A 23,790-nucleotide genomic window follows, 5' to 3' on the forward strand; every position below is an offset into this window, starting at 1 on the left:
GGGTGGTGGACCTCGGTCTATCGCGCCCGCGTCCTGGATGACCCGCCACCCGTGAAGATGAGAAACAAGGTCGCCAGCCTGCCGCCGGGAGCCGTGCTTCCACGGGACATCCCTGCCTATCCGGGTTTTCCAATGCAGCTCTTGATGCCGCTGTTTTCAGCTCGGTTGGCGATGTGGCTGACGCGTCAGGCATCCAGTTAGGCGCGCGCTCATCAGCCCTGCCGGACGTTGGCCAATTCCGCTCGCCGGCGGGCGGTGAGAGCGTGCCCCCAATTCTTGGCGGTCAGTCAGTCCTCAGAGCCCAGTTCGCATCGCCGGGCTCGAGCCGCTCCGGCGGACGCGCCTCCATCGCGCCAATCATCTCCACCCGCGTCGCATGCCGGCCGCCCTCGAACTGAGCGGTCAGGAATGCATCCACGATATCGAGCGCGAGCCCTTCGCCCACCACGCGCGCGCCAATCGACAGCATGTTGGCATCGTTGTGCTGGCGGATCATGCGGGCTGAGAACGTGTCGACGCAGGCGCCACAACGGATGCCCTTCACCTTGTTCGCCGCCATCATGATGCCCTGGCCGGTGCCGCACAGGATGACGCCGAACCGGCAATCGCCGGAGGCGACGAGCCGCGCCGCCGCTTCGCCGTGTTTAGGATAGTGTGTGCTCTCCGGCGTCGTCGGTCCGATGTCGACCGGCACCCAGCCGTGCGCCGCGATATGAACCGCAATGGCCTGTCGGAGCTGAATGGCGTTGTGGTCGCTCGAGAGGACGACGCGATTGCTGGCTGTCATGAAGAAGTCGTCTGTTCCCAAAGGCAAAATGGCCGCTTGGCCGAGTTGGATGAGGGGGCGTTGTTTCGTCAGTCGGCTCACGAATGATAGCACGGGCCTCGTCGGTGGTGGCCGGTTTTTGACCTGTCGAGCTGCAGGACCTGCCTGCTGAAAGCTCAGCGGACGCCGAGGAAGTAGCTGCGTGTCACCTTGCTGGAGCGTGTGGTCGCGCCCACCAGCGGGGCGGTCACTCGGCCGCGATCCAAGCGCGGGCTTCGGCGAGATCATCCGGCGCGAAGACCTTCAGTTTAGCCTTCGTGAACATGCGCCCGAGCTCTGCGAACTGACGGATCCACTTTTGGTCGGCGACGACCGCGACGGGGTCGACCTTTTGCGCGAGCGGTATGGCAAGCCTGATGTCGGACCAAGCGCGGCAAGCTCCATGCCTGTGAAATTCTGGATGATCTCGATCACGGTCTCCCAGACGACTTCGCCAACTCCGGCCAAGCCGCCCAACTGGGGAATTTTCAATCTCCCGATCTGGGGAGTTTCACTCCGGCATCAACACGTGCCCAGATCCGCTTCAGATCACGCAGACAGCTCTTGAGCATCGCGGCCGTCTCGCGGTCGTCTTCCTCCAAGACGAAGAGCAGGAGTCCGTCGAACCGGGCGAACACGCCTTCGCGGGTTGTGGCCGGCGTCCTCTTCAGGCGACCGAGCAGAGACGCGTAGTCCTTGCGCAGCATGTCGAGCTGGTGGTCGATGGTCTTGAGGAGCGCACCTTCAGGCACGCCGGCCTGTTCCGCCTCGGAGAGGTTCGGCCAGTCGCGGTGCCTGAAAAGCCAGGTCTCGCGGTCCTGCCAGGCGTAGATCAGCCGCCGGTTCTCGGCCTCGTGGGCCTTCCACTGCGCAGCCACGAGAAGCGCAGGGTCGGCGGCTCTACTGGCGACCGGTAAGGGGACGGCGCAGGCCGTGGCGCCATGAATCAGATCGCGACGGCTCGGCGCGCCGTCGCGTGCTTCGTGCAACTTTGGCATGTATCGTCACCTTGAGAGCGACTCGCGCTCAGCAATGAACAGTGAGTGCCGGGCAATATAATGAACACAATGTGCGCGTGTCAACACATTGTACGCGCCTCAGGCCGTGTCGCATGACGCCGCTGCAGCTGAAGCTCGCTCGGACGGCCATAGGGCTTACCATCCGCGAACTCGCTCAGATCGCTGACGTAGCGCCGTCGACAATCGTCCGACTGGAAACGGCGGTCGGCGTTTCTCAACGCCGCACAATCGAACATCTGCGGACGATCCTTGAGACACGTGGCGTCTTGTTCGTGGAAGCTGAGCCTGGAGCGTCGGCGACGATCCGCCTCACGGAGTAGCGGCGTAGGGATTGCCCAGCAGCGGTGCTTTAATATACGTATCGAAGTACGTATATTGCGGACGGGGTCGCCAGCCCTGAACCGGAGAGGACATGTCCATTAGGCCCACTCAGCGGTCCACCTCCCGTAAGGGCGTGGCCGGTCGCTTTGTCCCGCGCTCAGCTGTTGCCGGAGCGACGGAGGTCCGCGCCTATAAGGGCAAGGTCACCACGACCGGGAGCTCCAAGGCGGTGCGCCTTGGCAAGCAGTTCTTCACTGACCACCCGGAGTTCGAGGTAAGCGCTGACGTAGTGGTCCGCTCGGTGTCGCCTGGCTATGTCTTGATGGCCGTTGAGTCGCCTAGGGCGATTGGGCAGAAGTCCGATGAGCTCGATCCCGTCGTGGGCGCCTTCCTGTCGTTCATGGAGGCGGACCTGAGGGCCAACCCGCACAAGGTCCAGCCGCTCGACCTGTCCCGCGTGGCTGCGCTGGTGGAAGGCGTCTTACCGTTGCGGGATGACGAGGTTCTGCCCGCCGACTTCGCGCTCTAACAAATGGGGGAGGGGGCGGCGCCCATTCGGAATGGCTGGTCGCTGCTCGCCACCGAGGAGTTCAACCGCCAGCTCGCGGGCCTCGCGGCCGATGTGGCGGCGCTGCGTAACGCCGACCCGCAGGGCTGGCAAACACACCCCAAGGCCAGATTCCTGGCGCGGGTCGTCGACATTCTGCTGAACGAAGTCCCGGCCGATCCGAGTCACAGGGCCTTCCGGCAGGGCTCGACGCTGGGGGACGGTTACAAGCACTGGTTCCGGGTAAAGTTCCTCAGCCGGTTTCGCCTGTTTTTCCGCTGGGACGGCAAGGCAAAGGTGATCGTCTACTGCTGGCTGAACGACGAAAGCACTCTGCGCAAGGCCGGGTCGAAGACCGATCCCTACGCCGTCTTCACCAAGCGGCTGCAGAGCGGCGATCCGCCCGATAGTTGGGACGACCTGCTGATCGCGGCGAGGGCGCTCAAGCCGTGACCTCGCCTCAGGCTGGCAGTCAGATCGTGCTGGTCGATGCCGACGCGGTCGTGTTCGCGGACGATGGCGTCGAAGCGGAGATCACCGAGGAGGCCGTGGACCTAGCCGATAGCTCGGTGATGTCGATTGTTCCGCCGGTCGGACAAACGACGCTTATCCCCCTGTGGCAGACCAACAGCACCGGCCTGGCGGTCGCGCGCTGGTGCTACTGGTCGCTACTCTGCCCGTCCGTCGCGCTGATCAGCGGCGTTGCGCCCGCCACCACGACGCAGGCCGCGACCCGGAAGGCGCGAGCCAGGCCGGATAAGTGGATGAATATACTAGGGAAAAGGTTGGAGGCCTGACCGAGAATCGAACTCGGGTGCACGGATTTGCAGTCCGCTGCGTCACCACTCCGCCATCAGGCCGCCAAGAGCCCGCGAGGGCTCGGTGTTTTCAGACGTATATAGGCGGGCAGCTGTGGCCGTCACCCGCCGGGGGCGGATCGCTAACAGAAGGTCGGGGCTGGGGCAACGGGCGCGATTGCCTTGATCGGCGGCACAGACCTATAAGCCCGACCAGAACTGACGCGCGACCGAGGACTTCTTTCAATGGCCGATCCCGCCGCCGCCCGGCTGAACATGGTGGAGAGCCAGGTCCGCCCGGCAGACGTCACCGACGTACGCCTGCACGACGCGATGCGCGAACTGGCCCGCGAGCAATTCCTGCCTGGAGCCAAGAACTATCTGGCCTACGCCGACATCGAGGTGGAGTACGCCCCCGGCCGTGCATTGCTGAAGCCCAGAGACGTGGCCAAGCTGTTGCAGGCCGTGCGGCCCATGCCGCGCGAGCGGGCGCTGGCCATTGCCGCGCCCTACGCGGCCGCGGTGCTCGAGCATCTGGGCTTGGACGTCACCCGCCTCGACGAGGGCGATTTGTCGCAGGTTCCCGCCGATAGCGAACCTTATGACGTAATCGTCTGCGAAGGCGCCGTCGGTCGCGCACCGGCCGCCTGGACGTCGGCCCTGGCGCTCCGAGGGCGACTGGGTGTGGTCGAGCGCGACGGGCCGGTCGGCAAGGCCTGTATCTATCTGCGGGCCGATGACGGCGTCGGGCGCCGAGAAGTCTTCGACGCCACGCCCCCGGTGATGGCCGGCTTCGCCGCTGTGCACGGGTTTGCGCTTTAGCCGATCGACCGAACGCTTCGGGGAAATGTGGTGAAGAAAGCTTAAGGTGACGGGGTGTAGGGGTTGGCGCCACACCTCGGCCAAGAACAGTCTCTCTCGCCTATTTTCGGGGATTAGGAATGTCGAAGACGCTACGCGGAAGCCTGCTGGCCGCGGCTTTTGGGGCAGGTGTGGCGGCGACCTTCGCAGCTCCGGCCTGCGCCGAGACCCTCGCTGACGCGATCGCGCTTGCCTACGACAACAATCCGACCCTTCAGGCGCAACGCGCCACGCAGCGTGCGCTTGACGAGAACTACGTCCAGGCCCGCTCCGGCTGGCGGCCGCAGGTCAGCCTGCAAGGCTCGGCCTCCTACCTGGAGACCCGAACGCCGAAAGCCGCGCGCGGTACGCTGATCGATACGAACGGCGATGGCATTCCGGACACCTTTGCGCCGATCACCGGCTCAGGCACCCAAGAGTCCAATTCCGGCACCGTCGGCTTCAACCTGTCTCAACCACTCTGGACGGGTGGCCGTACGGCCGCGGCGGTTTCAGCCGCCGAGGGCGATATCCTGTCTGGCCGCGAGACCCTTCGCCGGGTGGAATCCCAGGTGCTGCTGACCGTGATCCAGGCCTACGTGGATGTCCGTCGCGACCAGGAAGGCGTGCGCATTCGCCGGGAAAACGTCTCCGTCCTGCAAAAGCAGCTTGAAGAATCCAAGGCCCGCTTCGACGTGGGCGAGATCACGCGGACGGACGTCGCTCAGTCACAGTCGCGCTTGGCCGGCGCGCAGGCGCTCCTGCAGAGCGCCATCGCCCAGCTGGCCGTGAGTCGCGCCAACTATGCCGCCGTCGTCGGCCAGAACCCGGGCGAGCTTGCGCCGGAGCCCTCCCTGGCGTTCCTGCTGCCGGCCAACGCAGACGACGCCTTCGGGATCGCCGAGCGCTACAACCCCACTCTGCGCGCCCAGCAGTTCGCGGAACAGGCGAGCCGCGCGCGGGTCGACGCCTCGCGCGCTGAGCGGATGCCCAGCGTCTCGCTGCACGCCTTCTATGGTTATACCGGCGGCGTACAGCCGTTCGACAGCGCCAAGTGGTCGACGAATATCGAAGGCCAGGCGGTGGTCACCGTGCCGCTGTTCACCGGCGGCCTGACGACGTCCCGCATCCGCCAATCGGTCGAACGCAACAACGCCGACCGGATCAATATCGAGACGGAGCGCCGAGCGGTGCTGCAGCTCGTCACTCAGTCCTGGAATCAACTGGTCGCGGCGCGCGCCAACATCAGTTCGACCGACGAAGCCGTCCGCGCCGCTCAGATTGCCGCGGAGGGGACAAATCAGGAGCAGAGGGTGGGCCTGCGCACCACGCTCGACGTGCTGAACGCCGAGCAGGAGTTGCGCAACGACGAGCTGACCGCTGTGGCGGCCAAGCACGACGAGTACCTGGCGGCGGCCACCGTGCTGTCGGCCATGGGGCGCCTCGAGGGGAAGGATCTGATCCCCTCGATCACCCAGTACGACCCTGCAAAGAACTACCATAAGCTACGGTTCAGCCTGGGCTATGTGCCCTGGGAAGAGCCAATCGCCGTGGTCGATCGCGCGGTGGCCTATCCACCCATTCCCGAAGTCTCAGCAAGGCCCGCCGAGGCGCCGATCCCGCCCGGGCTTCAGCCGCCGCCATCGGCCTCGCCCGCCGCGGCGCCTCCTATCAAGAAGTAGCCTTTCGAACCGGCCTGCACTTCGGCTCAAAATGGTCTAGGTTAAGCTTCAACGGATTCCTTCTCTCACGCTCGGCGGCCTCCCATGTCCGAACAGCCTTCCCAAGAACCGACCATGGAGGAAATCCTTGCCTCCATCAGACGCATCATCTCTGAAGACGACGCGCCCGCGCCGGAGGCGGCCGATGCCGCGCCGGAAGAAAAACCCATTGCACTGACAGCCGAACCGGAACTCGAGCCGGAAGCGGCAAACGAACCTGAACCCGAACCTGTCGCAGTCGCTGCGCCGGTCGAGCCGGATCTCGAGGTCGAAGAGGAGGAGGCTTTGGAGTTGACCGACAAAGTGGAAACCCACGGCGATCTCGACGTCGTATCGCCGGCGGTCGCGCCACCGATTCTGGAGCCTGAGCCCCTGCACAACCTAGTCAGTGAACGCGCCGCCAACGCCGCGGCCTCGTCTTTCGGCCAGCTTTCGGCGGCGATCGGCGTTCCCAAGAGCGACCGTACGCTGGAAGACGTGGTGCGCGATCTGATTCGCCCGCTCCTCCAGCAATGGCTTGACGAGAACCTGCCGGCTATCGTGCAGCAGACCGTCGAGGCGGAAGTCGAGCGCATCGCACGCAGCCGGGTACGCTGATCCACTAAGCTCAACCTTCGATCCGCGACCGGATCGAGCCGCGGAAATCAGGAAGGCGCGAAGCGTCAGCTTTGGCGTCTGTCGACGAGCACGTGTCTCGTTTCCGTGAGTTTCCGTGTTTGCCGTGGTCCAAATGCCTTCAGTCGCCGCTTTCGCGGGGACCGGCAGACCTGTAAGTGGACCCGCCAGCCAGAATTCCGAGATGCTTGAAAAGACCTTCGATCCGAAATCCGTCGAGCCGCGCCTCTATGCCGCCTGGGAGGCGTCGGGTGGATTCGCGCCGACCGACGACCCGGCCGCCGAGCCGTTTTCCATCGTCATCCCACCGCCGAACGTCACCGGCTCGCTTCACATCGGCCATGCCCTCAACAACACCTTGCAGGATGTGCTGATCCGTTTCGAGCGGATGCGCGGGAAAGCGGCGCTTTGGCTGCCGGGGACCGACCATGCAGGCATCGCCACGCAGATGGTCGTCGAGCGACAGCTGGCCGCGGTCGGCAACCAGAGTCGCCGCGATCTTGGCCGCGAGGCCTTCGTTGAGAAGATCTGGGAGTGGAAGGCCAAGTCCGGCGGGACCATCGTCAACCAGCTGAAGCGCCTGGGCGCCTCTTGTGACTGGAGCCGAGAGCGATTCACCCTGGACGAGGGCCTGTCGGCCGCGGTCCGCAAAGTGTTCGTGACGCTCTACAAGGAAAAGCTCATCTACCGCGACAAGCGGCTGGTGAACTGGGACCCGCACTTCCAGACAGCCATATCGGACCTCGAGGTCGAACAGCGCGAGATCGACGGGCACTTCTGGCATTTCGCCTACCCGATGGAGGATGGCTCCGGCGAGATCGTCGTGGCCACGACGCGTCCTGAGACCATGCTTGGCGACACCGCCGTCGCAGTTCACCCCAGCGACGAGCGCTATAAGTCGATGATCGGCAAGGCCGTGCGCCTGCCGATCGCTGGTCGGCCCATCCCGATCATCGCCGACGAATATCCCGATCCGGAAAAGGGCTCCGGCGCCGTCAAGATAACGCCGGCGCACGACTTCAACGACTTCATGGTCGGCAAGCGCCACAACCTGCCGATGATCAACATCTTCGACGACTTCGCGCGGCTGAACGAAAATGTTCCGCCCGCGTATCGCGGCCTCGACCGGTTCGCGGCGCGCAAGAAGGTGGTCGAGGAATTCGAGGCTCTGGGCCTGCTTCGGGCGGTCGAGAAGACCCGTCATACCGTCCCACACGGCGACCGCTCCGGCGTCGTCGTCGAGCCCTACCTCACCGACCAATGGTACGTGAACGCCGAGGAGCTGGCCAAGCCGGCGATCAAGGCGATCGAAGAGGGCGACACGGTCTTCGTGCCCAAGGCTTGGGAGAAGACCTACTTCGAGTGGATGCGCAACATCCAGCCCTGGTGCATTTCGCGGCAGCTCTGGTGGGGTCACCGCATCCCGGCCTGGTTCGGTCCGGGCGGGAAGATCTTCGTCGCCGAGACCGAGGAAGAGGCCAGGCGCCAAGCCTATGAGCACTATGGTCGGGAGGAGCCGCTTCGCCAGGACGAGGACGTGCTCGACACCTGGTTCTCCTCGGCGTTGTGGCCGTTCTCGACGCTCGGCTGGCCCGAAAAGACCCCTGATCTCGCCCGGTTCTACCCGACCCACACCCTGATCACCGGCTTCGACATCATCTTCTTCTGGGTCGCCCGGATGATGATGCAGGGCCTGCATTTCATGGACGAGGCGCCCTTCAAGCGCATCTTCATCAACGCCCTCGTCCGTGACGCCGAGGGGAAGAAGATGTCGAAATCCAAGGGGAACGTCATGGACCCCCTGGAACTCGTCGACGACTACGGCGCGGACGCGCTGCGCTTCACGCTGACCGCCATGTCGGGGCAGGCGAGGGACATCAAGCTCTCGCGCGAGCGCATTGAGGGCTACCGCAACTTCGGCACCAAGCTCTGGAACGCGACGAATTTCTGCCAGGTGAACGGGGCGGCGCGCGCCGAGGGATTCGATCCTGCGCAGGTCAAGCTGCCGCTCAACCGCTGGATTGTCGGGGAGACGACGCGGACCGCCAGGGCCGTCACCGCAGCATTCGCCGATTGCGGTTTCGACCAGGCGACCGATGGGCTCTACCGCTTCATCCGCCGCCAGTACTGCGACTGGTATGTCGAGCTTGCCAAGCCGGTGCTCGGCAAGCCGGGCGAGCCCTCGGCTGACGAAGCGGCGAGGGACGAGACCCGGGCGACGGCGGCGTGGGTGCTCGACGTCGTACTGAAGCTGCTTCACCCGGTCATGCCGTTCCTGACCGAGGAGATCTGGGCGCAGACGGCGGACATGGGCGCCGCGCGCGAACATCAGGGCTTCCTAATGGTCGCGCGCTGGCCGGACCTGCCGCAGAGCCTGATCGACCCTTCCGCCGACGCCGAGATCGGCCTGATCGTCGAGACGATCGCCGAGGGGCGATCGGTCCGTGCAGAGCTCAACGTCCCCAATTCGGCCCGGCCGCAGCTCCTGGTGGTCGACGCCGACGAGGCTCAGCGCAAGGTCTTGCAGGACGCCGGGCCGTTGATCCGCCAGATGTTGCGGGTCGCCGACGTGCGCGTGGTCGATGCTCCGCCCCCGGGCGCGATCCCCTACGTGATCGACGGGGTGACGCTGGCCCTGCCGGTCGCTGAGTTCATCGATGTGGCGGCCGAACGCGCGCGACTGGGCAAGGAGGTGGCCTCGCTCGCCGCCGACATCGATCGTACCGCCAAGAAGCTCGCCAACGTCGACTTCGTCGCTCGCGCGCCGGAAGAGGTGGTCGAAGACAATCGCGAACGCCTCGCTGACGCCGAGGCCGTCAAGGCCAAGCTGGAAGCGGCGCTGGCCCGGTTGGGAGCGGTCGTCTAGCCTCCGGGACGGCAGAGACCGGCAGGCCGAAGGGTTGGGGGCAGGGGCATGAGCAATCAGCGTTTTGCGGTCCTGTGGCGCGGCGGCGTGAGCGCCATCCTCGCTGCGATCGGCGCAACGCCGTCACCGGCTGCGGCGCAATCGGCGCCGACCGTCGCGGGCGTGCAGACGCTGTTCCTGCTTAGCGACGCCCGCTCGCGCCAGATCGGACCGGAGAACCTGACCGGCGAGCCGGGCATGGGAGCCCGGACCGAGCTCAAGGACGGCAGCGCCAAATACGCCGCCAAGGACCTGGGGCGAGGCTGGAAGGTCAATCCGTACATCATTGTCGCGCCGGGCAAGACCATCGTCCTGGGCGACGCCAAGGGGCCAGGGGTGATCAACCACATCTGGATGACGCTTGGCGGGGCGGCCGACTACCGCTCGGCGATCCTGCGCTTCTACTGGGACGGCGAGGCGACGCCCTCCGTCGAAACCCCGGCGGGTGACTTCTTCGCGGCCGGCTGGGGCCGCGGCGCCGAGCCGGTGATCAATTCTCAGGCCGTGGCGGTCAATCCCGGCAGCGGCTTCAACAGCTTCTGGCAGATGCCGTTCCGCAAGGAGGCCCGGCTGACGCTGGAGAACCGCGGCGCGCGCACGCTCGTCATCTATTATGCCATCGATTTCTCGGAGACCGCCGTTCCCTCCAACGCCGGCTACTTCCACGCCCAGTTCCGGATGGGAAAGGCCGACCCTGGGACGGGTGATTATACGCTGCTCGACGGGGTAAGGGGGCAAGGCCAGTACGTCGGCACCTACCTTCGCCATCGCGCGTTCAGTCCCGGCTGGTGGGGCGAAGGCGAAGCGAAGTTCTACATCGACGGAGATAAGGACTTCCCGACCATCGCCGGCACCGGCGAGGAGGACTACTTTCTCGGCTCCTATTCCTATCAACGCCGAAACGCCGCGGGCCAACGCGTGGAGACCTCCTATTCCTCAGCCTACGCGGGTTTCCTGTCGGTCCAGGACCAAGTGGTGGATGCGGACTATTTCAAGCCGGGCGACCGACGCTACGGCGAGTACCGATGGCACATCCTCGATCCAGTGCGGTTCCGGCGCGACCTGAAGGTGACGATCCAGAACCTCGGATGGAAAGGCGTGACGCCGACCAAGGTCCTTGGCGAGGGCGCCTATCTGCCGCTGCAGGACGAGCTGTCGTCTGTCGCCTACTGGTACCAGGCCGAACCACACGCGCCTTTTCCCCCACTGCCGGCGGATGCGGCGATGACGGACCTGACAAGGCCTGCTGCGCCTTGACGCTGAGCCCGGCCGCCTATCCTCGGAGCTGAAGCTTGCGACCGCCCGTCCACGGGGTAGCCCTCGATCCGCAAACCCGCTGCGCTCACTGGGCCAGCGAGCTCGACATCATCGCCATCAAGATGCGGTGCTGCCGGACTTACTACGCGTGCCGGGAGTGCCACGACGAACTGGCGGGTCATGAGGCGGCTCAGTGGGCCGCCGAAGAGTTCGGCGAGCTCGCCATCCTCTGTGGCGCGTGCGGAACCGAGCTCAGCATCGAGGCCTACCTTGGCTGCGAGAGCCAATGCCCAAACTGTCGCGCCCGCTTCAATCCCGGTTGCCATAAACATCGACATCTCTACTTCGCCACGGAGTAGGCGCGGGCGGCCTCGCCTGCGGCAAAACGCGAACAGATCCCGGGTTTCGTTTGAATCCTGCGTTGTCCTGGCCAATGTGACGCGCATCGGTCAGGGGATTTTACGCATGCGTAAGGTGATGACGGCGGCCGCCGCCGCAATTGTGCTGTCGTTTGGGCTCTCCGCGGCGGCGCCGGCGTGGGCCGACGAGGAACCCGCAAAGGCTGACGCCGCCAAGGGCGATAAGGACAAGATCGCGCTTCCGCCTTTCCCCGCAGACGCTTCAGTCAAGCAGGTCACCCACGTCGCCGGCAAGACGCTCAACTACACAGCCACGGTCGGCTCGCTGCCGGTGCGTGACGAGAAGGGCAAGAAAATCGCCGAGGTGGTGTTCACCGCCTACATCCTCGACGGGCCCAAGAACCCCAACCGGCCCGTGACATTCGCCTTCAACGGTGGTCCGGGCGCGGCCTCGGTCTATCTGAACCTGGGCGCCATCGGGCCCAAGCGCGTGCAGTTCGGGGCCCAGGGCGACAGCCCCTCGGACCCGGCCATATTGGTCGACAACCCGGGCACCTGGCTTGACGCGACGGACATGGTGTTCATCGACCCGGTTGGCACCGGCTTCTCGCGCTCGCTGGTCGACAAGGACGAGACCAGGAAGCGGTTCTATTCGATCAGGCCGGACATCGAGTACCTGTCGCGCATCGTCTACGACTGGCTCCTGAAGAACGGCCGGATGGCGTCGCCGAAGTACGTCACAGGCGAGAGCTACGGCGGCTATCGGGTGCCGCGCATCACCTATTTCCTCCAGACCCAGCTCGGTGTCGGGATCAGCGGCATGGTGATGGTCTCGCCCTACCTCGAGCCGCCGATGGACACCGCTCCCGACTTCTCGCCGATGCGCTGGGTCACCACCCTGCCGTCGATGGCCGCCGCCAACTACGAACGCCAGGGCAAGCCCCTGTCTGCGGCCCAGATGAAGGAAGTCGAGGACTACGCCCGTGGCGAGTTCGTCACCGATCTGATGAAAGGTCGCCGCGACACCCAGGCGATCAGCCGGCTGGTCAGCAAGGTGACCGGCTATACCGGGCTTGATTCGGAATTCGTCAGGCGCTCGGGCGGCCGTATCGATACCCGCGCCTTCCTGCGCGAGCTCTATCGCGGACAGGGCCGGATCGCGAGCGTCTATGATTCCAACGTCACTCAGGAGGATCCTTTCCCGTGGGCCCCGGACGGGCGCCGCGGCGACCCGATCCTGGATGCCATCATCGCGCCCACGACCAGCGCCATGGTGGACTTCGACACCCGCGTCGCGGGCTGGAAGGCCGAAGCCCGGTTCAACGCGCTGAGTTATGACGTAGGCGAGAACTGGGAGAAGGGTGTCGAGCTGACTGAGGCGACGACGGATCTGCGCCAGGCGATCGCAGCCGACCCGAAGATGAAGGTCCTGATCGTCCATGGCTACGATGACCTGTCGTGCCCTTACTTCGTCTCACGGCTGGTGATCGACCAGATGCCGATCAGCGGTGATGCAGGCCGGGTGAGGCTGGCGATCTATCCGGGCGGCCATATGTTCTACAGCCGTCCCGCCAGTCAGGCCTCGTTCCGTGCCGACGTGATGCAGGTCTTTGCGGCGAGGTAGGAAGTCGGCGGCAGGGAAGCGTGCGCCCCCGCAGTGGACGTCGGGTGGCTTGACCTGTCGCAGATGGCGACGACCCAACGCCTGGACACCTATCGTCGTAAGTGGCCGGCCGCGCGCGGACTGATGAATTCCCCGCAGGCCTGGTGCGGGCGGGCGTCGCTCGCCCCGCAGGCGACGCAGCCGTAGGTGAGCGGCGGTGTCTCACGGCCCTGCCAGCGGTCGCCCCAGCCGGTCAGCGCCACGAGGACCGGCCAGAGGTCCTGGCCCTTGGGGGTGAGCGGGTATTGGCTTTCGTGGCCGCCCAGGGTGAATTCCGGCGCTACAAGGGGACCACGTGCTCACGGAAAACGATATCCGCGACCATACCCGCTACAACGATGTGCTGGTCGATAACGACGGGTTCTTCTGCATCCACTGCGCTTGGAACTCGCGGGAGGGGAAGTACGACTTCCGTCTCAAGGACTGGATCATGGATGTCCGCGACCAGAAGCCCTACGGCATCCCATTCCGCTGCCTCTACTCGGCCAACATCGACAACCTGCTGATGGCCGGCAAGCACATCAGCGTCACCGACGTCGCCGGCTCGTCGGTCAAGCTCACGGGCAATGGCGCGCAACACGGGGTGGCGACAGCCGCTGCGGCCTTCCTCTGCAACGAGCACAGCACAACGCCCCGCGGTCTCTATTACGCGCATCTGGATGAGCTGATCGGGCTGGTCGAGAGGCTCTGCGGCCACGAGCACGACCCGGCGAACCCAGGGGCGCCGCGGAGGTTCGCGGCGGTCCCAGGCTAGACGCGCTCTCCCTTCCCTTTGCGGAAAAGGTATCCGTGGTCTCGTTTGCCTCCCGCCCTGGGTTATGCTTGTTCACCTACGACGCCGCGCGGGCAGAAGACCTGAGCGCGAACATAGGAGAGTAAGCATGTCAGAGGCCGTTTTGCCCGTTGGGTGGCCCGCCATGTCGATTGAGCAGGCCCACGCGCTGATCACCCAGCCGGGCTCGCCTCTGGAGATCGAAGAGGTCGATATCCGGGGCGTGCGGACCAAGGTGTGGAAGAACCTTCCGACGAGCCTGCGCGCTGTGGTGGAAGCCGGGCGCGCCCACGGCGAGAGAATCTTCCTTGTCTACGAAGATGAACGCGTAAGCTTCGAAGCCTTCTACAGGGCCGTTGCGTCCCTGGCCGCGGAACTGGCCTCCCAGGGCGTCGGCAAGGGCGACCGCGTGGCTGTGATCATGCGCAACCTGCCGGAATGGGTGGCGGCCTTCTATGCCGCCGCGTCGCTGGGGGCGGTGGTGACCCCGCTCAACGCTTGGTGGACCGGGCCCGAGCTGGAATACGGGCTGAGCGATTCCGGGACCAAGGTCGCGCTCATGGACGCCGAGCGCTACGAGCGCATGACCGAGCACCTGCCCAATTGCCATGATCTCGTGAGAGTCTACGTCAGCCGTTCTCGTGAGGAGATCGCCCATCCACTGGTGACCAAGCTGGAGGCCGTGATCGGCGCGCCGGACGCCTGGAAGGACCTTCCCGCCCGCGACCTGCCGCCGGCCGAGATCGGCCCGGAGGACGACGCCTCGATCTTCTATACCTCCGGCACCACGGGAAAGCCGAAGGGCGCGCTTGGCACCCAGCGCAGCGTGAACACCAATATCCTTACCGCGGCAGCCGCGGGCGCACGCAGCTTCCTGCGCAAGGGCGAGGCCCCGCCGGCCCCCGACCCGAACGGACCGCAGCGCTCCTCGCTGATCTCGGTGCCGTTCTTTCACGTCACCGGCTGCATGGCGGTGCTGAACCCGAGCCTCTTCAGCGGCGCCAAGCTCGTGATGATGCACAAGTGGGACGTGATCCGCGCCTTCGAACTGATCGAACGCGAGAAGATCCAGTCGGCGGGCGGGGTCCCGACCATCGCCTGGCAACTGATCGAGCATCCGTCGCGGGTGAACTACGACCTCTCATCACTTGAGGCCGTGGCCTACGGCGGCGCTCCTTCCGCGCCCGAGTTGGTGCGCAGGTTGCGCGAGGCCTTCCCAAAGTCGCAGTCCGGCCAGGGTTGGGGCATGACGGAGACCTGCGCGACGGTCACCTCCAACAACGGCGAGGACTACGCCAACCGGCCCGACAGCTGCGGCGTGCCCGCCGCGGTGGCGCAACTGCAGATCCGCGACGCGGCCGACGGCGTCACCGTGCTTCCGACAGGCGAGGTCGGCGAGCTTTGGTCCTTCGGGCCGATGAACGTGAAGGGCTACTGGAACAAGCCGGAGGCTTCCGCGCAGACCTTCGTCGATGGCTGGGTGCGCACCGGCGACCTGGCGAAGCTCGACGAGGAGGGCTTCTGCTACATCATCGACCGGGCCAAGGACATGCTGATCCGGGGCGGCGAGAACATCTACTGCGTGGAGGTGGAGAACGCCCTCTACGACCACATCGCAGTGATGGACGCCGCCGTTGTCGGGATCCCGCACCGGACACTGGGCGAGGAGCCCGGCGCCGTGGTCACCCTGAAGCCCGGCATGCACGCCACCGAAGAAGAGCTTCGCGCCCATGTCGCCGAGCGCCTCGCGGCCTTCAAGGTGCCGGTGGTGATCAAGTTCTGGCACGAGGTGCTGCCCCGAAATCCGAACGGCAAGATCCTGAAAAGCGAGTTGAAAAAGCTGTTCGAAGACCAACAGGCGCCTGCCTGAGATCCCGCGCCGACCTCCTGCTGGTCGCGCGCGGGCTCTTCGAGAGCCGCGCCAAGGCCCGCGCCGCCATCGAGGCCGGCGGGGTGATGGCCGATGGACGGCCGGTCGTGAAGGCCTCCGAGCTGATCGACGAGGATGCGGTGCTTGACGCGACGCCTGCCCATCCCTGGGTGGGTCGTGGGGCGCTCAAGCTGGAGCATGCCCTGGCGACCTGGCCTCTTCACATCGAAGGCCGGGTGGTCCTGGATGTCGGGGCGTCCACGGGCGGCTTCACCGAGGTGTGCCTCGCGGCCGGCGCGCGCCGGGTCTACGCGCTCGACGTCGGGCGAGGGCAGCTTCACGCCAGCCTGACCGAGGACCCGCGCGTGGTCAGCCTTGAGGCCGTCGACGTCCGCAACCTGACCGCGGCCGATCTCATTGAACCTCCCCAGTTCATTGTCTGCGACGTCAGCTTCATCAGCCTGGCCAAGGCCCTGCCGGCGGCGCTCGGACTGGCGCAGGACGGCTCGGGTCTGGTGGTCCTCGTCAAACCGCAGTTCGAGGTTGGTCGGCAGCGGGTCGGCAAAGGCGGCCTCGTCAAGGACCCGGCGGCCCGCGCCGAAGCCCTGGAGGGGGTAAGGGCCTTCCTGGAAGCCGCCGGCTGGAAGGTGCAGGCCGCGATCGACAGTCCCATCGAGGGTGGCGACGGAAATCGAGAGTTTCTCGTCTGGGCGCAGAAAGAAGGCCGCCCGCGCTGAGCGGGCGGCCGTAAGGCTAAGCGACAGTCTGGCTTAGTCGACGATGTGGTAACGGCCTCGATAGTCGGGGCAGACGTGGACGAAGCGGTGGTCGACCCGCCCGTCCGGCATGTAGACGGGGCTCTCGGCCACGGTGCAGCCGTTGGGCTCCACGCGGTCTTCGATCACCCGAAAACGCATGCCGTGGCGGCCATACACCCAAACGGCGTCCCGCTCAGCATAGGCCGGGGGCGGGGGCGCGTAGTAAGCCCGGGGCGGCCCCTGTTCATAGGCAACCGGCGGCGGCGGGGGCGGCGGCGCCTCTTGATAACCGGGCGGCGGCGGGGGCGGCGGCGGGGCCTCTTGGTAACCCTGCGGCGGCGGAACCGTGTTGCACGCGGCCGTCGAGTGCCCGACCGCCGCGCCGGCGATCGCGCCGATCACGCCGCCCAGCAGCGAACCGTCCGTGCGGTGACCGCCGGCGGCCACCTGCGATCCGATGACCGCGCCGCCTGCGCCGCCCACCAGGGCCCCGGTGATGCCGCGGTTGTTGGCGTCGCGCTGGCAAGGGTCGTAGCTCCCATAGGGCTGCGCCGAGGCGCCCGCGGCGGCTCCGATCGCCACCAACCCGGCCGCAAAGGCCAGGGCGCCCTTGGCGAAGGTCGAAGACTTGGTCATGGGTATCCCTCTCGAATTCATGAGCCACCCTTGGGCGGCTTGTGGGGATATTTATGGCGCGGCCAAGCTGAACAAAGTTTGAGTTGGGCGTTCATCTTCGTTCATTTTTGCTTACCGCCCGCGCAAGGACGCAGCCTTCCCATGAAACCCGGCGCGCGACGCCATCGGTCCCAAGGCCGCCAGAGCCGCCCACCCCGCCCGGCCGGTCCACCGGTCGAGTTGCTCATCGAGGCCGTCGGAGGGGAGGGCGACGGCGTCGCTGCGGGGCCGGCCTTCGTACCTTTCACCCTGCCTGGCGAGCGCGTACGCGCCGTTGGCTCGGGCAATGAGCGCCATGAGTTGATCGAGGTCCTCGAGGCAAGCCCGGATCGGGTGAGTGCGGCTTGTCCCCACTTCGGGACGTGCGGCGGCTGCGCCTTACAGCATTGGGCGCGCGAGCCTTATCTTGCCTGGAAGGTGGAGAGGCTCGCAGGAACCCTGGCGCGCCAGCAGATCGAAACCGAGATCCTCGCGCCCTTCTTGGCCTCGCCCCAGACCCGGCGGCGGGTGGCGCTACACGCGCGGCGCGGGAACCAGCAATCAGCGCGGCTGGGCTACAAGGCGCGCAGGTCCTGGGACCTGGTGGATATCGCCGTCTGTCCGATCTCCGACCCCGCGATCCAGGCGGCGATCCCGGCGATGAAACGCCTGGCCGCGCCGCTCTTCGAGCACCCGAAGTCTGCGCCCACCTTGCACGTGACCTTGACCGCGAGCGGCCTCGACATCGACATTTCGGGTGTGGAGCGCAAGTCGGGCGGGCTCTCAGCCGACGCCCGCGTCCAACTGGCCGAACGGGCTGCTGAGGCCGATTTTGCGCGAGTCACGCTGGACGGCGAGGTCGCATACCAGGCTCGTCTGCCGCAGGTGCGCCTGGGGCCGGCGATTGTCGCTGTGCCTCCCGGCGCATTCCTGCAAGCCACGCCCCAGGCAGAGGCCGCCATGGCCGATTTCGTCGCCCAGGAGGCTGCGGGCGCGACCCGGATCGCCGACCTCTATTGCGGCGTGGGCACCTTCACCTTCCGCTTGGCGCAGATCGGCCAGGTGCATGCCGCAGACTTCGCGCCCGACGCCATCCGGGCGCTGAGCGGGGCGCTTGCGTCCGCGCCTGGATTGCACGGCGTCACGGCGGAGGCCCGGGACCTGGTTCGTCGTCCCGTCCTTGCTGAGGAGCTCAAGAAGACCGAGGTCGCCGTGTTTGACCCGCCGCGCGCCGGCGCCGCCGAACAGACCGCCGAACTGGCGCGTTCGTCGCTCGCCCGCGTGATCGGGGTTTCCTGCAGCCCGGCGACCTTCGCACGCGATGCCCGCACCCTGATCGACGCCGGCTTCAGTCTCGAACGCATCCTGCCGGTGGACCAGTTCCTCTGGTCGCCGCACATCGAACTGGTGGGTGTGTTCACCAGATGACGTCTGCCTTGCAACAGGCAGGAGACTTCACCCAAAGAGGTCGATCTGATCGCCGGCCTTGGGCGGGACCAGGAACTGATCGAGGTTGAGGGGGCCTAAGGGACTGTCCAGGCCATAGCGCTTCTTTGCGGTCGCGAACCTGCGCGACATCAGGGCTGCGATGGGGCCTTCGCCCTTCATTCGCTTGCCCCACTGGCTGTCGTAGTCCTTGCCGCCGCGCATCTGGCGGACCAGCGACATCACGCGGCCTGCGCGATCGGGGTGGTCTGTGGCCAGCCACTCCTTGAAAAGGTCCGCGATCTCCATCGGCAGCCGCAAGGCCACATAGCCTGCGCCGCGTGCGCCGGCAGCGGCGGAGCGCTCCAGCACCGCCTCCATCTCGTGGTCGTTTAGACCGGGAATGCAGGGGGCGAACATCACCACCGTGGGCACCCCAGCGTCCGCCAGCTTGCGAATGGTCTCGATACGCTTTTCGGGTGTGGCGGCGCGTGGCTCCATCGAACGGGCGAGCTTGCGGTCCAACGTGGTGATCGAGATCGCCACCCGAACCAGGTTGCTTTCGGCCATCGGCGCGATGAGGTCGAGGTCGCGCAAGATCAGGGCGGACTTGGAGATCACCGAGAACGGATGGTTGAACCGCGCCATCACTTCGATGATCTGTCGAGTGACCCGAAGCCGGCGTTCCTGTGGCTGATAGGGATCGGTGTTGCCACCGATGTGGATCGCCTCGGGAATGTAGCCCGACCTGGAGAGTTCACGCTCCAGGAGCCGCGCCGCCTCCGGCTTGAAGAACAGCTTGGATTCGAAATCGAGGCCTGGGGAGAGACCCATGTAGGCGTGGGCGGGGCGGGCGTAGCAGTAGATGCAGCCGTGCTCGCAGCCCCGGTAGGGATTGATCGAGGCGGAGAAGCCGACGTCGGGACTATCGTTACGGGTGATGATCACCTTGGCTTTTTCGGGCGAGACGGTGGTCGCCAGTTGCAGGGGCTCGACGTCTTGTTCTGTCCAGCCGTCGTCGAAGGCTTCGCGGACCTCGGATTCGTAGCGGCCGCCGCGGTTGGTGCGCGCACCGCGTCCGCGAACGCTGCTCGAGAGCTGCTGCGTGAAAGTCGTCACCGCGCCAGCCTAAAAGATCGGATAGAACAAAACAAGAACTCATTGACCTCAGGCGGCGGCGCAGGGCTTCTAGCGGCCATGCTTAGCGTAATCGTTGAGGCCACCGACGCCGGGGATCGGTTACCGGCGCTGCTGGCGGCGCTGACCTCGGCGGCAGTCGACGGGTTGGTTCGCGAGGTGCTGATCGTCGGCGGCGGACCCGCCGAGTTGCTGGAGGTGCTGCGCGAGGAAACCGGCGCGGAACTGGCCCAGGATCTGGCGGAGGCGATCAGGCTTGCCCGCTCGGAGCGATTGCTGGTGATGCCGGCGACGATACGATTGCGTGGCGGTTGGCTGGAAAAGCTCGGGGGCCATGTTCGCAGCAGCGCAGACGACGCGCTGATCGTCGGTGAGGGCAGCGCCTTCATGGGCCGCAGCTATGGGCTGCTGATGGCGCGTACCGCGGCGAGCGGCCTAGTGCGCTCCGACCTGAAGCACCTGCGCGGTAAACTGGGGCGAGGGGCCGCCCGGTTGGCCTAGGTCGAGCCGTTCGTCGACAACGCGGTCCCCCGCCACGAGCGCGTCGAGGCTTGGCGAGGCCTCGCCCCACATCTTGCGGTAGGTCCAGTATCCCGCGAGCACCCGCTGGACGTACATGCGGGTCTCCTGGGCCGGTAGGCACTCCATGAAGAGCAGACTGTCCGAATTTGGGCCCAGCATCTGGACCGTCTTGGCGATCGCGGCAGGCCCGCCGTTGTAGGCGGCCACGGCGCGCACCAGATCGTGGCCGACCCCGCGTTCGAGCAACCAGGTGAAATAGTCCTGGCCGACGCGCAGGTTGAAGCCCGGCTCGAACAAGGGCGCCATGTTAGCCTTCAGTTTGTCGTCGCCGGCCGCTGCAGCCGCGGCCTCGGGCATCAGCTGCATCAACCCCGTGGCGCCGACGGGGGATACGGCCTGCGGGTTGAAGCGACTTTCCTGACGTACCAGCGCGTAGACGAGCGCCCGATCGACAGTGAAGCCATTGAGTGGCGTGAGCTCAGGGGTCGGAAAGTCGAGGTCGTAGCTCTTCGGCGGGCTTGCCCTGTCCGCGAGCGATGTTCCCATGGCAAGCGTCAAGGCCCGCCATTGCGCCTGTTCGGCCGGGGTGCGGGCCAGCGCCATACCGGCGCGCAGTTCCTGGATGGCGTCCGAGCCGCGCCCGATCTGGGCCAGCGCCGCGGCGCGGTGGGCGCGCGGATCACTGGCGACGAACTGGCTCAGATCGGGGGAGGCCGCGGCGAGCGTCGGCGCCGCGTAGGCGGCCAACAGCAACTTGCCAACGGCGTCGTCGGAGGCGGCGGCAATGGCCTGGTCGGCAAGCTTCAGCTGGCGGGTGGCCAGGATGCCGTAGAATGTTTCAGCGTTCCGCGCCGCGGCCCGCAGATACCGCGCCGAGCCCTCGGCGTCGTGCTGCGCTTCGGCCGAGCGTGCGGCCCAATAGGCGGCGGCTGATTGCAGCCAGGCGTCGCACTCGCCGTCACGGGCGAGATCGGCGAAGGCTGCCCGCGCCCGGTCGTAAGACCTCAACCGATACGCCGCGAGGCCTTCGATCCAGCGGTCCCCCGAGGCGTTGGCGAGCGTCAGGGCCCGACTTACGTCCCCGGCGTAGAACGCCTCGCGTCCGCGCCGGGCTCTGTCCGAAAGCGTCGGGTTGGAGATGGACGGCCCGTCGCCCAAGGCGATCACCGGCCGGGCGGTCTCGACGGTAGGGTCGGTTCTTCGCTTGGCTGCGAGCGCGAAGACCCGGTTGGCCACCGGCAGGTCACGGAACTTGGCGAGCCAGCTCGAGAGCTCATCGAAGCCCGCCACGTGGGCCGTCGGATGCATCAGGGCGTGGAACGACAGGTAGCCCAGCAGCGAGCGGTCCTTCACGTCGGCGGCCTGCATCTGCGCATCGATGAAGTCGCCCCGTTCGGTGGCGTCGAAGGCGGCGCTGTAGGCGCGCGCGTCGTCGCTTGAGAGCGCTTGCGGGACTTCGGCGCGGGCCGGGAAGGAAGCCAAGACAAGGCCGGCGGCCGCAATGGCGCAAACAAGATTGGCGGCCCCGACTTGCAGGCGCTTGTTCAGCGTCATGCTGTCATTTCCACGCGGCCCCAAGACGCGGGCGATACGTGGTCCTCTCCACCAAGTCCCCTGAGGTCCAGGGTTATGCGGGGCGATCCTGCCGATCAAGTCTTTCCGTCAGGGTAAGAAGATCGGACCAGGCGCGTTTTTTCGCCGCCGGCTGACGCAGCAGGAAGGCGGGATGGAGCGTCGGTAACGCCGGGAGCTCAAGATTTCCGTCACTCGACCGCCATTCGAACCATCGACCTCTAAGTGATAGAATTCCCTCTTCTTTCTTCAGGACCGCCTTGGCGGAGGCGCCCCCCGCCAGGAGCAACATTCTGGGCCGGACCAGGGTGATGGCGCGTTCAAGAAAGGGGGCGCAGATCGCTTGTTCAGAAGGTGTCGGCGTACGGTTTCCGGGGGGGCGCCAGAAGACCGTGTTGGTGATCAACACCCTGTTATCGAGGCCGGCGGCCGCCAGCATCCGGTCGAGAAGCTGGCCTGCACGGCCCACGAAGGGCTGGCCGCGAAGATCTTCCTCCTGGCCCGGCCCTTCGCCGATCACCATCACCGGAGCCTTGGGATCGCCCCGATAGACCACGGCCCGGGACGCCGCGCCCTCGAACTTCAACGGGCAACCGTCAAAGCCCGATATGGTCTGAGCGAGGCTCTCGAGGCTGTCGGCTTCGGCGGCGAGTGCGCGGGCCTGGGCCACGGCGGCCGATATGTCCGGTTGGCCCGCCCGCGCCGGCGAGGGAGCCGCAACGACTTTGCGCTCCGGGAGCCTGGGAGGGGCGATCTGCCCCGTGGCGATGCGGTCGACCGCTTCGTCCAGAAGCATGGCGTCCACGCCGCCCTCAGCCCAGAAGGCAAGCAGCGATTCGGAGTATCTGGCGGCGGTTTCGTCGGCAGCGGGCATTGGCGAAGTCTTGGCGGGTGAAGCAACGCCTGTCACCCACCGAATGCGGCCGGGCTTGCGCTATGGCCCGAGCGGGTCCTGAATGCGTTCCGCTGGCGAGGCAGGAGTGGGAGGTCGCGATGCACGACGGTTCGGTGGACATCAGGGCCGAAGCGCGGGCCAGGATCCAAGCCCTGCCTATCGAGGCGCTGGACCCCGCGCAGCCCGACCTCTTCGCCGCGGATGCAATGTGGCCGATCTTTGAGCGGTTGCGTGCGGAGGACCCGGTCCACCTGGCCGATTCGCCTGCCTACGGCCCCTTCTGGTCGGTGACGCGCTGGGACGACATCATGGCGGTGGACTCAAACCACCGGGCCTTCTCGTCCGCCGACGGCATCACCCTGCAGAGCCTGGAGTCCAAGGCCGAGACTGCGAAGCGCGGCACACGGCCAAGCTTCATCTCCATGGATCCTCCGCGCCACGATGAACAGCGCAAGACGGTGAGCCCCGTGGTGGCCCCTTCTAACTTGCAGGTGATGGCTCCTGTGATCCGGGAGCGGGCCGGCAAGATCCTCGACGGACTGCCGATCGGCGAGGAGTTCGACTGGGTCGAGCACGTCTCGAAGGAGCTGACGGCGATGACGCTGGCGACGCTCTTTGAGTTCCCCCAAGAGGAGCGCCAGCTACTTCCCTATTGGTCGGACATGATGACCAACGCGCCCGGACACGGGCCGGTGCAGAGTTGGGAACACAAGCGCGAAGTCCTCGACGAGATGGTCGCGCGCTTCACCGGCATCTGGAACGAGCGCGTGAATGCCCCGCCCGCCGGGGACTTGATCTCCATGCTGGCGCACGGACCGTCTACGCGGGGGATGGATCGGGCGGAATACGCCGGCACCCTTGGCCTCCTGATCATTGGCGGCAACGACACCACCCGGAACACCATCTCCGGCTCGGTCTATGCGCTCAACAAGCATCCCGGCCAGTACCGGAAGCTACGCGAGGACCCCTCGATGATCCCGGCCATGGTCTCCGAGACCATCCGGTGGCAGACGCCGCTGGCGCACATGGCGCGCACCGCGACAGAGGACGTCGAGATGGGCGGCAAGACCATCAAGGCGGGTGAGCGGGTGGTCATGTGGTACGTCTCCGGCAATCGCGATCCACGAGCCGTGTCTGATCCGGACGCCTACCTGATCGACCGCGAGCGTCCTCGCCATCACATGTCGTTCGGCTTCGGCATCCATCGCTGTGTGGGAAACCGGCTGGCCGAACTGCAGCTGACGATCATCTGGGAGGAGATCATGAAGCGCTTCCCGGTGATTGAGCTGGCCGCCGAGCCCTCGCGGACCCACTCGGTCTTCGTGAAGGGTTACGA

The 23,790-nt window shown here is 66.2% G+C and carries 25 protein-coding genes and 1 tRNA gene; 18 read left to right on the forward strand and 8 right to left on the reverse strand.

Annotated elements, in window-relative coordinates:
* A partial coding sequence (locus VGI62_RS20645) for a hypothetical protein (RefSeq protein WP_331506458.1) occupies positions 1-201 on the forward strand: 201 nt, incomplete at its 5' end.
* A gap of 82 nt (positions 202-283) precedes the next feature.
* Here the strand turns inward: VGI62_RS20645 and rpiB are convergent.
* From rpiB to VGI62_RS20655, 3 genes are all read right to left on the reverse strand, one after another.
* Positions 284-868, reverse strand: coding sequence for a ribose 5-phosphate isomerase B (gene rpiB / locus VGI62_RS20650; RefSeq protein WP_331506459.1), 585 nt, complete (start codon positions 866-868; stop codon positions 284-286).
* A 145-nt stretch (positions 869-1,013) separates the two neighbouring features.
* On the reverse strand, positions 1,014-1,298 hold the full coding sequence (locus VGI62_RS22515) for an STAS/SEC14 domain-containing protein (protein ID WP_414695716.1): 285 nt from the start codon (positions 1,296-1,298) through the stop codon (positions 1,014-1,016).
* Positions 1,294-1,803, reverse strand: a complete 510-nt coding sequence (locus tag VGI62_RS20655) for a hypothetical protein (RefSeq protein ID WP_331506460.1) — start codon at positions 1,801-1,803, stop codon at positions 1,294-1,296. The genes VGI62_RS22515 and VGI62_RS20655 overlap by 5 nt, the downstream gene beginning before the upstream one ends.
* A 113-nt stretch (positions 1,804-1,916) precedes the next feature.
* On the opposite strand from VGI62_RS20655, the gene VGI62_RS20660 reads away from it, so the two are divergent.
* The 4 genes from VGI62_RS20660 (at position 1,917) to VGI62_RS20675 (ending at position 3,489) form a co-directional block, all read left to right on the forward strand.
* Positions 1,917-2,144, forward strand: coding sequence for a helix-turn-helix transcriptional regulator (locus VGI62_RS20660; protein ID WP_331506461.1), 228 nt, complete (start codon positions 1,917-1,919; stop codon positions 2,142-2,144).
* A 92-nt stretch (positions 2,145-2,236) separates the two neighbouring features.
* The gene (locus VGI62_RS20665; protein WP_331506462.1) at positions 2,237-2,674 is read left to right on the forward strand and encodes a type II toxin-antitoxin system PrlF family antitoxin; all 438 of its coding nucleotides are present in this window, start codon (positions 2,237-2,239) and stop codon (positions 2,672-2,674) included.
* Positions 2,675-2,677: 3 nt separating this feature from the next.
* The gene (locus VGI62_RS20670; protein ID WP_331506463.1) at positions 2,678-3,145 is read left to right on the forward strand and encodes a type II toxin-antitoxin system YhaV family toxin; all 468 of its coding nucleotides are present in this window, start codon (positions 2,678-2,680) and stop codon (positions 3,143-3,145) included.
* A complete protein-coding gene (locus tag VGI62_RS20675) occupies positions 3,142-3,489 on the forward strand; it encodes a hypothetical protein (protein ID WP_331506464.1) in 348 nt (115 codons plus the stop codon). The genes VGI62_RS20670 and VGI62_RS20675 overlap by 4 nt, the downstream gene beginning before the upstream one ends.
* On the opposite strand, the gene VGI62_RS20680 is transcribed toward VGI62_RS20675, so the two are convergent.
* Positions 3,479-3,552 (reverse strand) — tRNA-Cys (locus VGI62_RS20680). The two genes, VGI62_RS20675 and VGI62_RS20680, sit on opposite strands and share 11 nt — an antisense overlap.
* A 183-nt stretch (positions 3,553-3,735) precedes the next feature.
* Here VGI62_RS20680 and VGI62_RS20685 point away from each other — a divergent pair.
* The 10 genes from VGI62_RS20685 to VGI62_RS20730 all read left to right on the forward strand — a co-directional run bounded on the left by VGI62_RS20685 (position 3,736) and on the right by VGI62_RS20730 (position 16,228).
* Positions 3,736-4,311: a protein-L-isoaspartate O-methyltransferase gene (locus VGI62_RS20685; protein ID WP_331506465.1), complete on the forward strand. Its 576-nt coding sequence runs from the start codon at positions 3,736-3,738 to the stop codon at positions 4,309-4,311.
* A gap of 119 nt (positions 4,312-4,430) precedes the next feature.
* On the forward strand, positions 4,431-6,011 hold the full coding sequence (locus VGI62_RS20690) for a TolC family outer membrane protein (RefSeq protein WP_331506466.1): 1,581 nt from the start codon (positions 4,431-4,433) through the stop codon (positions 6,009-6,011).
* Positions 6,012-6,095: 84 nt separating this feature from the next.
* A complete protein-coding gene (locus tag VGI62_RS20695; RefSeq protein WP_331506467.1) occupies positions 6,096-6,647 on the forward strand; it encodes a DUF2497 domain-containing protein in 552 nt (183 codons plus the stop codon).
* Positions 6,648-6,849: 202 nt separating this feature from the next.
* The gene (locus tag VGI62_RS20700) at positions 6,850-9,531 is read left to right on the forward strand and encodes a valine--tRNA ligase (RefSeq protein ID WP_331506469.1); all 2,682 of its coding nucleotides are present in this window, start codon (positions 6,850-6,852) and stop codon (positions 9,529-9,531) included.
* Between the two features lie 48 nt (positions 9,532-9,579).
* Positions 9,580-10,827 carry a glycoside hydrolase family 172 protein gene (locus VGI62_RS20705; RefSeq protein ID WP_331506470.1) on the forward strand — a complete coding sequence of 416 codons (1,248 nt, stop codon included), beginning with the start codon at positions 9,580-9,582 and terminating at the stop codon, positions 10,825-10,827.
* Positions 10,828-10,862: 35 nt separating this feature from the next.
* Entirely contained in the window at positions 10,863-11,186 is a 324-nt protein-coding gene (locus tag VGI62_RS20710) for a CHY zinc finger protein (RefSeq protein WP_331506471.1), read from the forward strand.
* 106 nt (positions 11,187-11,292) lie between these two features.
* Positions 11,293-12,810, forward strand: a complete 1,518-nt coding sequence (locus VGI62_RS20715) for a S10 family peptidase (RefSeq protein WP_331506472.1) — start codon at positions 11,293-11,295, stop codon at positions 12,808-12,810.
* A 334-nt stretch (positions 12,811-13,144) separates the two neighbouring features.
* Positions 13,145-13,603: an FAD-dependent oxidoreductase gene (locus VGI62_RS20720; RefSeq protein ID WP_414695715.1), complete on the forward strand. Its 459-nt coding sequence runs from the start codon at positions 13,145-13,147 to the stop codon at positions 13,601-13,603.
* A gap of 127 nt (positions 13,604-13,730) precedes the next feature.
* Positions 13,731-15,491, forward strand: a complete 1,761-nt coding sequence (locus VGI62_RS20725) for a class I adenylate-forming enzyme family protein (protein ID WP_331506473.1) — start codon at positions 13,731-13,733, stop codon at positions 15,489-15,491.
* Positions 15,488-16,228, forward strand: coding sequence for a TlyA family RNA methyltransferase (locus VGI62_RS20730; protein ID WP_331506482.1), 741 nt, complete (start codon positions 15,488-15,490; stop codon positions 16,226-16,228). The genes VGI62_RS20725 and VGI62_RS20730 overlap by 4 nt, the downstream gene beginning before the upstream one ends.
* Before the next feature lie 33 nt (positions 16,229-16,261).
* On the opposite strand, the gene VGI62_RS20735 is transcribed toward VGI62_RS20730, so the two are convergent.
* The gene (locus VGI62_RS20735; RefSeq protein WP_331506474.1) at positions 16,262-16,885 is read right to left on the reverse strand and encodes a glycine zipper 2TM domain-containing protein; all 624 of its coding nucleotides are present in this window, start codon (positions 16,883-16,885) and stop codon (positions 16,262-16,264) included.
* A 141-nt stretch (positions 16,886-17,026) separates the two neighbouring features.
* On the opposite strand from VGI62_RS20735, the gene VGI62_RS20740 reads away from it, so the two are divergent.
* On the forward strand, positions 17,027-18,331 hold the full coding sequence (locus VGI62_RS20740) for a class I SAM-dependent RNA methyltransferase (protein ID WP_331506475.1): 1,305 nt from the start codon (positions 17,027-17,029) through the stop codon (positions 18,329-18,331).
* A gap of 27 nt (positions 18,332-18,358) precedes the next feature.
* Here the strand turns inward: VGI62_RS20740 and VGI62_RS20745 are convergent, their stop codons facing one another.
* Positions 18,359-19,447 carry a PA0069 family radical SAM protein gene (locus tag VGI62_RS20745; RefSeq protein WP_331506476.1) on the reverse strand — a complete coding sequence of 363 codons (1,089 nt, stop codon included), beginning with the start codon at positions 19,445-19,447 and terminating at the stop codon, positions 18,359-18,361.
* A gap of 78 nt (positions 19,448-19,525) precedes the next feature.
* Here VGI62_RS20745 and VGI62_RS20750 point away from each other — a divergent pair, with 78 nt between their 5' ends.
* A complete protein-coding gene (locus VGI62_RS20750) occupies positions 19,526-19,966 on the forward strand; it encodes a hypothetical protein (protein WP_331506477.1) in 441 nt (146 codons plus the stop codon).
* Here VGI62_RS20750 and VGI62_RS20755 read toward each other — a convergent pair.
* Positions 19,901-21,541 carry a lytic transglycosylase domain-containing protein gene (locus tag VGI62_RS20755; RefSeq protein ID WP_331506478.1) on the reverse strand — a complete coding sequence of 547 codons (1,641 nt, stop codon included), beginning with the start codon at positions 21,539-21,541 and terminating at the stop codon, positions 19,901-19,903. The genes VGI62_RS20750 and VGI62_RS20755 overlap by 66 nt on opposite strands.
* A gap of 73 nt (positions 21,542-21,614) precedes the next feature.
* On the reverse strand, positions 21,615-22,433 hold the full coding sequence (locus VGI62_RS20760; RefSeq protein WP_331506479.1) for a uracil-DNA glycosylase: 819 nt from the start codon (positions 22,431-22,433) through the stop codon (positions 21,615-21,617).
* A 119-nt stretch (positions 22,434-22,552) separates the two neighbouring features.
* On the opposite strand from VGI62_RS20760, the gene VGI62_RS20765 reads away from it, so the two are divergent.
* Positions 22,553-23,790 (forward strand): cytochrome P450 (locus tag VGI62_RS20765; RefSeq protein ID WP_331506480.1); only part of this gene is annotated, 1,238 nt, incomplete at its 3' end.

This window comes from Phenylobacterium sp., assembly GCF_036495085.1.
In the GTDB taxonomy this organism is placed as follows: Bacteria; Pseudomonadota; Alphaproteobacteria; order Caulobacterales; family Caulobacteraceae; genus Phenylobacterium.

What these genes read in the sequence shown, in the direction of transcription:
- VGI62_RS20655 (WP_331506460.1), bottom strand. Translation starts at nt 1,803, where the DNA reads ATGCCAAAGTTGCACGAAGCACGCGACGGCGCGCCGAGCCGTCGCGAT.
- VGI62_RS20660 (WP_331506461.1), top strand. Translation starts at nt 1,917, where the DNA reads ATGACGCCGCTGCAGCTGAAGCTCGCTCGGACGGCCATAGGGCTTACC.
- VGI62_RS20665 (WP_331506462.1), top strand. Translation starts at nt 2,237, where the DNA reads ATGTCCATTAGGCCCACTCAGCGGTCCACCTCCCGTAAGGGCGTGGCC.
- VGI62_RS20670 (WP_331506463.1), top strand. Translation starts at nt 2,678, where the DNA reads ATGGGGGAGGGGGCGGCGCCCATTCGGAATGGCTGGTCGCTGCTCGCC.
- VGI62_RS20685 (WP_331506465.1), top strand. Translation starts at nt 3,736, where the DNA reads ATGGCCGATCCCGCCGCCGCCCGGCTGAACATGGTGGAGAGCCAGGTC.
- VGI62_RS20690 (WP_331506466.1), top strand. Translation starts at nt 4,431, where the DNA reads ATGTCGAAGACGCTACGCGGAAGCCTGCTGGCCGCGGCTTTTGGGGCA.
- VGI62_RS20695 (WP_331506467.1), top strand. Translation starts at nt 6,096, where the DNA reads ATGTCCGAACAGCCTTCCCAAGAACCGACCATGGAGGAAATCCTTGCC.
- VGI62_RS20700 (WP_331506469.1), top strand. Translation starts at nt 6,850, where the DNA reads ATGCTTGAAAAGACCTTCGATCCGAAATCCGTCGAGCCGCGCCTCTAT.
- VGI62_RS20705 (WP_331506470.1), top strand. Translation starts at nt 9,580, where the DNA reads ATGAGCAATCAGCGTTTTGCGGTCCTGTGGCGCGGCGGCGTGAGCGCC.
- VGI62_RS20715 (WP_331506472.1), top strand. Translation starts at nt 11,293, where the DNA reads ATGCGTAAGGTGATGACGGCGGCCGCCGCCGCAATTGTGCTGTCGTTT.
- VGI62_RS20725 (WP_331506473.1), top strand. Translation starts at nt 13,731, where the DNA reads ATGTCAGAGGCCGTTTTGCCCGTTGGGTGGCCCGCCATGTCGATTGAG.
- VGI62_RS20735 (WP_331506474.1), bottom strand. Translation starts at nt 16,885, where the DNA reads ATGACCAAGTCTTCGACCTTCGCCAAGGGCGCCCTGGCCTTTGCGGCC.
- VGI62_RS20740 (WP_331506475.1), top strand. Translation starts at nt 17,027, where the DNA reads ATGAAACCCGGCGCGCGACGCCATCGGTCCCAAGGCCGCCAGAGCCGC.
- VGI62_RS20750 (WP_331506477.1), top strand. Translation starts at nt 19,526, where the DNA reads ATGCTTAGCGTAATCGTTGAGGCCACCGACGCCGGGGATCGGTTACCG.
- VGI62_RS20755 (WP_331506478.1), bottom strand. Translation starts at nt 21,541, where the DNA reads ATGACGCTGAACAAGCGCCTGCAAGTCGGGGCCGCCAATCTTGTTTGC.
- VGI62_RS20760 (WP_331506479.1), bottom strand. Translation starts at nt 22,433, where the DNA reads ATGCCCGCTGCCGACGAAACCGCCGCCAGATACTCCGAATCGCTGCTT.